The 7,033-nt window shown below is 68.0% G+C and carries 10 protein-coding genes; 1 reads left to right on the plus strand and 9 read right to left on the minus strand.

Features of this window, described 5'->3' with window-relative positions:
* Position 1: 1 nt before the first annotated feature.
* Genes moaB through moaA form a run of 4 tightly spaced genes read right to left on the minus strand, consistent with a single transcriptional unit; the run spans position 2 to position 2,270 of the window.
* On the minus strand, positions 2-550 hold the full coding sequence (moaB, locus tag VGI62_RS09275) for a molybdenum cofactor biosynthesis protein B (RefSeq protein ID WP_331504193.1): 549 nt from the start codon (positions 548-550) through the stop codon (positions 2-4).
* The gene (locus VGI62_RS09280) at positions 547-1,002 is read right to left on the minus strand and encodes a molybdenum cofactor biosynthesis protein MoaE (protein WP_331504194.1); all 456 of its coding nucleotides are present in this window, start codon (positions 1,000-1,002) and stop codon (positions 547-549) included. The genes moaB and VGI62_RS09280 overlap by 4 nt, the downstream gene beginning before the upstream one ends.
* Positions 999-1,238 carry a MoaD/ThiS family protein gene (locus VGI62_RS09285; protein ID WP_331504195.1) on the minus strand — a complete coding sequence of 80 codons (240 nt, stop codon included), beginning with the start codon at positions 1,236-1,238 and terminating at the stop codon, positions 999-1,001. The genes VGI62_RS09280 and VGI62_RS09285 overlap by 4 nt, the downstream gene beginning before the upstream one ends.
* 3 nt (positions 1,239-1,241) lie before the next feature.
* Positions 1,242-2,270, minus strand: a complete 1,029-nt coding sequence (moaA, locus tag VGI62_RS09290; protein ID WP_331504196.1) for a GTP 3',8-cyclase MoaA — start codon at positions 2,268-2,270, stop codon at positions 1,242-1,244.
* Positions 2,271-2,299: 29 nt separating this feature from the next.
* Between moaA and VGI62_RS09295 the strand changes: the two genes are divergently transcribed.
* On the plus strand, positions 2,300-2,956 hold the full coding sequence (locus VGI62_RS09295) for a nucleotidyltransferase family protein (RefSeq protein WP_331504197.1): 657 nt from the start codon (positions 2,300-2,302) through the stop codon (positions 2,954-2,956).
* Between the two features lie 10 nt (positions 2,957-2,966).
* On the opposite strand, the gene proB is transcribed toward VGI62_RS09295, so the two are convergent.
* The 5 genes from proB to rplU form a co-directional block, all read right to left on the minus strand.
* A complete protein-coding gene (proB, locus tag VGI62_RS09300; protein ID WP_331504202.1) occupies positions 2,967-4,100 on the minus strand; it encodes a glutamate 5-kinase in 1,134 nt (377 codons plus the stop codon).
* A complete protein-coding gene (obgE, locus tag VGI62_RS09305) occupies positions 4,088-5,143 on the minus strand; it encodes a GTPase ObgE (protein ID WP_331504198.1) in 1,056 nt (351 codons plus the stop codon). Before obgE ends, proB begins: the two co-directional genes overlap by 13 nt.
* Before the next feature lie 139 nt (positions 5,144-5,282).
* Positions 5,283-5,813 (minus strand): GNAT family N-acetyltransferase, encoded by a 531-nt coding sequence (locus VGI62_RS09310; RefSeq protein WP_331504199.1) that lies wholly within the window; start codon positions 5,811-5,813, stop codon positions 5,283-5,285.
* A gap of 129 nt (positions 5,814-5,942) precedes the next feature.
* The gene (gene rpmA, locus VGI62_RS09315) at positions 5,943-6,215 is read right to left on the minus strand and encodes a 50S ribosomal protein L27 (protein ID WP_331504200.1); all 273 of its coding nucleotides are present in this window, start codon (positions 6,213-6,215) and stop codon (positions 5,943-5,945) included.
* A gap of 27 nt (positions 6,216-6,242) precedes the next feature.
* Positions 6,243-6,878 (minus strand): 50S ribosomal protein L21, encoded by a 636-nt coding sequence (gene rplU, locus VGI62_RS22420; RefSeq protein WP_414695661.1) that lies wholly within the window; start codon positions 6,876-6,878, stop codon positions 6,243-6,245.
* Positions 6,879-7,033 lie beyond the last annotated feature (155 nt).

A 7,033-nucleotide genomic window follows, 5' to 3' on the forward strand; every position in this document is an offset into this window, starting at 1 on the left:
CTCATTCTTCAAGCAGTCTGGGCATCAGCTCGACCATGTTGCAGGGGCCGTGGCGGCTGTCGAGCTGGGCGGAAATCACCTTGTCCCAGCCGTCCCGCACCGCCCCGTTGGAGCCCGGAAGACAGAACACGAAGACACCGCGGACGATCCCGGCGGTAGCCCGCGACTGCAGCGTGGACAGCCCTACGGACTGGTAGCTCACCAGGTGGAAGATCACCGAAAATCCGTCGATCTTCTTGTCAAACATCGGCTCGACGGCCTCCGGGGTCACGTCGCGACCGGTGATGCCGGTCCCCCCCGTGGTGATGATCGCTTCGACGAAACCCGAGGCGACCCAGCCCCCGATCTTCTCGCGTATCTCCGGAATCGAGTCCCTGACGATGGCCTTGTCGGCCAGTTCGTGACCCGCCGCTTTCACCCGCTCGGCAAGGACATGGCCGGAGGTGTCACTCTCCTCGTCGCGGGTGTCGGAGATGGTGAGGATCGCGATCCGCACAGGCTTGATGGCCTGGCTCTCGTCGACCCGGCCGCCAGGGCTTAGCGCGTTCACTTGGTGGTCTCCTTTTCCCAGCGGGCAAGATCGGCATGGTCCTGGGCGTGGGGCTCCACCCAGCGGGCGCCGTCCGGGCCGTGCTCTTTCTTCCAAAAGGGCGCCTTGGACTTCAAGTAGTCCATCAGGAAGTCGCAGGCCTCGAAGGCGGCGCGGCGGTGGCGCGCAGCGGTCGCGACGAACACCACCGCCTCTCCGGGCGCGATCCTGCCCGCTCGGTGCAGGATCAGGACGTCGTTAAGGCCGAAGCGCGCGCGGGCCCGGCCGGCGACCTTGCCGATCTCGGCTTCCGTGAAGCCGGGATAGGCCTCGAGTTCGAGGATCGTGGTCGATCCGGCTTCTGCTCGTGCGAGCCCGGTGAAGGTCGCCACGGCGCCGACCTCGGAGCGTTCGCGGCAGAACTCGCTGAGAAGCGCGCCCGGATCGAAGGCCTCGTAGGTGAGTCGGATCATCCGCCGCTCATGGGTGGCAGGAACGCGACTTCGGTGCGGGGGTTCAGGAACCCTTCGCCGCGCACAATGACCTGATCTAGGGCGACTTGCACGCCCGGGCCCGACAGCGCCTGGCCGAGCGCGGCGTCCTCAGACGCCAGCCGCGCCTTGAGCGCCGAGAGAGAAGGACTGTCGATCTCACGCTCGCGCCAGCCAGCGACGTCGCTCAGGCGGCCGAACATCAGGACACGCGCCACGGCCTAGCCTCCGGTGGTCGACATGTGGCGGGCGACGGCCGGAGGCAAGGTGCGCTCGATGTGGAAATCGTGGCCCTTGGGCTTGGTGTCGACGGCCATGCGGATCGCGTCGACAAGATCGCTGGCGGAGCCGCCGCCTCGCAGGACGGCGCGCAGGTCGGCGGCGTCTTCACGGCCAAGGCAGGTGTGCAGGGTGCCCGTGCAGGTCAGCCGCACCCGATTGCAGGCCTCGCAGAAATTGTGGCTGAGCGGAGTGATGAAGCCCAGCTGGCCGCCGGTTTCGGCCACTTCGACGTACCGCGCCGGGCCGCCGGTGGTCAGCGGCAGCTCGCGGAGGGTCCAGAAACTCTCCAGTTCAGCCCGCAGCGCGCTCAGCGACAGGTACTGATCGGTCCGATCGGCGTCGATTTCGCCCATAGGCATGGTCTCGATCAGGGTCACGGCCAGTCCGCGCCCGTGCGCCCAGCGGATCAGCTCGGGCAGCTCGGCGGCGTTGTCGTCCTTCAGCGCGACCGCGTTGATCTTGACCTTAAGGCCTGCGGCCTGGGCCGCATCGATCCCGGCGAGCACCCTGGCGATCTCGCCGCCGCGGGTCAGCCTGCGGAACAGCTCCGGCTTGAGCGTATCCAACGAGACGTTGATCCGCCGCACGCCGGCCTCAGCCAGCGGCCGGGCGAACTGTTCGAGCTGCGTCCCATTGGTCGTCAGCGTCAGCTCCTGCAGAGCGCCGGACCGCAAGTGTCGCGACAGGCCCTCGATGAAGCCCATGACGTTCTTGCGGACCAGCGGCTCCCCACCCGTGATCCGGAGCTTTTTGACGCCCAGTCCAACGAAGGCCGACGCGATTCGATCGAGCTCCTCCAGCGTCAGCACCTCGGCCTTGGGCAGGAAGGTCATGTGCTCGCTCATGCAGTACACGCAGCGAAGGTCACAGCGGTCGGTGACCGAGACGCGCAGATAGGTCACCGTGCGACCGAATCCGTCGGTCAGCACGTTGGAACCTTGCGAGTGTGCGGCGTCATAGGGCGTCATGCGTCCGCAAACATAGAGAGGATGGCGCCTTGGCGACAGGGGGTGGCGGTGAGTCCAGGGTTCGGCCGGCATTCGAAGCCGTTGTCCTGGCGGCCGGATCGGGCTCGCGGTTTGGCGGAGGCAAGCTGCTCGCGGCCTGGGACGCGGGAATCCTGCTGGAAGGCGCGCTCGCCGCGGCCTTCGCCGCGCCGGTGCGTAGCGTGACCGTGGTCATCGGCGCCGACGCCAAGGCTGTCGCCGCCGCGGCCCGCAACTTTGACCCCCGGGCGGTCATCGTCCACGCCGCCGACTACTCCGAAGGCATGGCCGCATCCTTGCGCGCCGGGATCGCCAGCCTGCCCGCGGACACCGACGGGGCGTTTGTCTTTCTGGGCGACATGCCGCGCGTGCCGACCGCGGTCCTGCAACGGATGGCCGAAGCCGTCGCACAGGGCGCCCAGGCCGCCGCGCCGATTTTCCGGGGCCACAGGGGAAACCCCGTCCTGATCGCCCGCAATCTCTTCCCTGAGCTGCTGGCCCTGACCGGCGACGCCGGCGCACGCGGGGTGCTGCAGGGCCTGGGCGAGCGGCTGGCCCTGGTGGAAAGCCCCGACGACGGAGTGCTCTTCGATGTGGACGAGCCGCAGGATCTGGCGAGACTCACCTCGCCCTCCTCCGCTCGGCCAAAGGCCGATCCGCAGGACTGATCGCGGCGGATCAGGCCGGGGCGTGCGCCGCCAAGGCCAAGTCGTCGGCGTGGACCAGCGGGCCGGAGGTGTAGCCCAGCGCGCCCTCGATCGCGTCACTCTTCAGGCCGCAGATCCGCTGCGCATCCTCCGCCTCATAGCGGACGAGGCCGCGGGCGATCTCGACGCCCGCCTCGTCGCGGATGACGACGGCGTCGCCCTTATCGAAGTGGCCCTCGGTGCGCCGGACGCCGGCCGCCAACAGGCTCTTGCCCCGGCGCACGGCGTCGGCTGCGCCCGCATCCACCAACAGGGCGCCGGTGGGCGCGAGCGAGCCCGCGATCCAGGCCTTGTACGCGGCAGCCGGTGTTGTGGAGGGTTCGATGATCGTCGCACGTTGTCCTTCTTCGACCGCCAGCAAGGGCGCTGGGCGCCGCCCAAGGGTGACGACCGTCGCGCAGCCCGCGGCGCTGGCGATCCGCGCCGCGGCAAGCTTGGTGGCCATCCCCCCGGTGCCTACCCCGTCGACGGCGTTGGCGCCCCCGGCCATGGCCTCGATCTCGGGCGTCAGGCGCGACACCCGCGCCAGATGCTCGGCTGCAGGATTGCGGCGCGGGTCTGCCGTATAGAGCCCGTCGACATCGGAGAGCAGCACCAGCAGGTCCGCGCCGATCATCTGGGCCACGCGAGCGGCCAGACGGTCGTTGTCGCCATATCGGATCTCTTCGGTGACCACCGTGTCGTTCTCGTTGACCACCGGCACCACGCCCAGGGCAAGCAGGGTTTCGACGGTGGCCCGCGCGTTCAGCCAGCGCCGGCGGACTTCGGTATCGTCCCTGGTCAGCAGGACTTGCGCGGCGGCCAGACCATGGGGCTCCAGCGCCTCCTCCCAAGCCCGCATCAGACCCGACTGACCCGCGGCGGCGGCGGCCTGTTTCTCAGGGAGCGTGAGCGTTCGTTTCGGCAGCGCCAGACGCCGCCTGCCCAGCGCAACGGCGCCGGAGGACACCACCAGAACATGCTGGCCGCGGGCCCTGAGCCGCGCGACATCGGCCGCGAAGGCCGCGAGCCAATGGCGATCGGCGCCATCCTCGCCGACCAGCAGGGCCGAGCCGACTTTGACGACGATCCGTTTCGCGGCCGCCAGACCGCTCACGGCGTCCAGTCCCCGGGGGTTTCGCCGCTCGCGGCGGCGGCGTCCGCCGCCTCCTCGCCCTTGCGCGAACGGACCATGGCGTAGGCTTCGCGCAGGAGTTCGATGACTCCTTCACCGGAAACACCTGACACCTGCCTCACTTGAGCGCCGGAGGCCCGGGCCAGCGCCTTCGCCTTGGCCTTGCGCGTTTCCTTGTCCAGGGCGTCGACCTTGGACAGCGCCAAGATCTCGACCTTGTCGCCCAGCTCTTCGCCATAGTTTTCGAGCTCGTGGCGCACGGTGCGCCACGCGTTGACGACGTCTTCCTGCGTTCCGTCGACCAGATGGATGAGGGTCGCGGTTCGCTCCACATGGCCCAGGAAGCGAACGCCCAGGCCTGCGCCCTCGCTGGCGCCTTCAATCAGGCCGGGAATGTCGGCAAGGATGAACCGCTCGCCGACCGACAGGTCGACCATGCCGAGGTTGGGCGCGAGCGTGGTGAAGGGGTAGTCGGCGATCTTCGGCTTGGCGGCGCTTGCGGCGGCCAGGAAGGTCGACTTGCCCGCGTTCGGCAGGCCCACGAGCCCCACGTCGGCGATCAGCTTCAGCCTGAGCCAGATCCAGCGTTCCTCTCCGTCCTGGCCAGGATTTGCGTGGCGCGGCGCCTGGTTCACCGGGCCCTTGAAGTAGGTGTTGCCGAACCCGCCGTTGCCGCCCTTCAGCAGGCGCACGCGCGTCCCGGCCTTGTCGAGGTCGAGAAGCAGGGTCTCCTTGTCCTCGTCGAACACCTGGGTGCCCACCGGGACTCGCAGCACCGCGTCGGAACCATTGGAGCCATGGCGATTGCGACCCATCCCGTGGACGCCGGTCTCCGCCTTGAAGTGCTGGTGGTAGCGGAAGTCGATCAGGGTGTTCAGCCCATCAACCGCCTCGATCCAGACGTCACCGCCCTTGCCGCCGTCCCCGCCATCCGGGCCGCCGTACTCGATATATTTCTCCCGCCGGAAGGAGACGGCCCCGCCGCCACCGTTTCCGGAGCGGATGTAGATCTTGCACTCGTCCAAAAATTTCATGGCCGGCGGCCTTTAACATGAAAATCCCGCGTCATCCCGACTTGCGCGAAGCCGAAAGCCGGGCCCCATAGGCGCAGAGTGCGCCCACGGGGCCCGGACAAGCTGTTTGCGCGTCTTTGCGGGATGACGATGGGTTGGGCTACGCCAACCACACCATCATCCGTGTCGGCACGTCGTCCCGACCGCGCGCGACCGAGGGTCGGTGCTCGATCTCGCCGGTGTAAAGAAAGCCCGACTTGCAGAGCACCTGGCCAGATGCCGGATTATCGGCGAAGTGGCCGGCCACCACGACGTGCCTGCGCCAGTCGCGCTTCACCCACTTGAGCGCCGCGCGCGCCGCCTCGGTGGCGTAGCCGCGGTTCCAGAAGGGCCGACCAACCCAGTAGCCGAGTTCCGGGCGATTGCCGGCCTTCAGGCCGATCGCGCCCACGACTCCGAAGACGTGGTGCTCAATCACCCAGGTGGCTTCCCGGTCCCACTGCGTATGTTGACCCCGGGAGATGAAGTTCTCAGCGTCGGGGAGGCCATACGGATGCGGGATGTTCCCGGTCATCCCGGCTACGTTGAGGTCGCCGGCAAGCGCGGCGATCGGGACGGCGTCGCTCGCCACCGGTCCACGCAGGACAAGCCGCTCCGTCGAGACGACAGGGGTCACTTCAATCGCGCACATCATTCACCTCCCGGCCCTCTAGCGGGGCCCAAAACGAAAGCGGGGAGCCCGGCTGACCGGACTCCCCGCTTAGGTTCGTCTGTCCGGTCCGCCTTGGTATCCAAGGGCGAACCGGAGAATGGCGGTTCGCTACTTGGTCTTGGTGTTCTCAGCCATCACCACGTTCACGTAGGTTCGGTCGTCACGCTTGGTCGTGAACTGCACGGCGCCGGTGGCGGTGGCGAAGAGGGTGTGATCGCGGCCAAGGCCCACGTTGTCGCCCGGCCAGAATTTGGTGCCGCGTTGACGCACGAGGATGTTCCCGGCGAGCACAGCTTCACCGCCGAACTTCTTCACGCCGAGGCGCTGACCGGCGGAATCACGCCCGTTGCGCGAGGAACCGCCGGATTTCTTGTGAGCCATTGTGCTCTCCTAACCTAAGAGCCGGCCTTACTTGGCCGACTTGTCCTTCTTCGGAGCCGCGGCGGCCTTCTTGGGCGCAGCAGCCTTCTTGTCGTCAGCGGCCTTCGCCGGAGCGGCCTTGGCTTCGGCCGGAGCCGCAGTCTCGGTCACGTCGGCAGCCTTCGCCTTGGGGGCAGCCTTCGTCTTGGCGGCAGGCTTCGCAGCTGCAGCCTTGGGAGTCTGAACCTTGGCGGCCGCGGCGGCCTCGAGCTGGGCGGCGGGGCTGACGAACACCAGGCCACGGGCTCGCGCGTCGAGCTCGCCTTTGGTGGTCAGGTCCACCTTGCCGTCCCACTTGGTCTCCTTGCCGTCGGCGCCGGCGATCGCCGTCACCCGCAGCACGGTCTCGGTCTGGCGGTGGCCGCGCGTGCGGCGGTAGCCCTGGCGACGGATCTTCTTGAAGATCTTAACCTTTTCGCCCCTTCGGGTCTCGATCAGGGTCGCGGACACGCTCGCGCCGGCCACTGTTGGAGCGCCGACCACAACGGCTTCGCCCTCGCCGACCATCAGCACTTCGCCGAAAGCCACGTTGGCGCCCGGCTCACCGGCCAGCTTCTCGACGACCATCAGGTCGCCGGGAGAAACCCGGTACTGCTTGCCGCCGGTCTTGATCACCGCGTACATCGTTCGCGCCTTCAAAAATCACTGTGTATGTGCAAAACGGAATGCGCCCGCGAGTTGGCCCGCGGGCGAAGAGCGGCGGACTTATACGCATGGGAGCCGGGGTGTCAACGCGAGACGGGCGTAAACCCGCCAGCGCGGCGTGCGGCCGCCACTAT

The organism is Phenylobacterium sp. (assembly GCF_036495085.1).
Lineage (GTDB): Bacteria > Pseudomonadota > Alphaproteobacteria > Caulobacterales > Caulobacteraceae > Phenylobacterium.

Bases quoted from the DNA above. Each gene is read 5' to 3' on its own strand.
- moaA (WP_331504196.1), bottom strand. From the start codon at position 2,270: ATGACGCCCTATGACGCCGCACACTCGCAAGGTTCCAACGTGCTGACC.
- rplU (WP_414695661.1), bottom strand. From the start codon at position 6,878: ATGTACGCGGTGATCAAGACCGGCGGCAAGCAGTACCGGGTTTCTCCC.
- obgE (WP_331504198.1), bottom strand. From the start codon at position 5,143: ATGAAATTTTTGGACGAGTGCAAGATCTACATCCGCTCCGGAAACGGT.
- VGI62_RS09310 (WP_331504199.1), bottom strand. From the start codon at position 5,813: ATGTGCGCGATTGAAGTGACCCCTGTCGTCTCGACGGAGCGGCTTGTC.
- rpmA (WP_331504200.1), bottom strand. From the start codon at position 6,215: ATGGCTCACAAGAAATCCGGCGGTTCCTCGCGCAACGGGCGTGATTCC.
- VGI62_RS09280 (WP_331504194.1), bottom strand. From the start codon at position 1,002: ATGATCCGACTCACCTACGAGGCCTTCGATCCGGGCGCGCTTCTCAGC.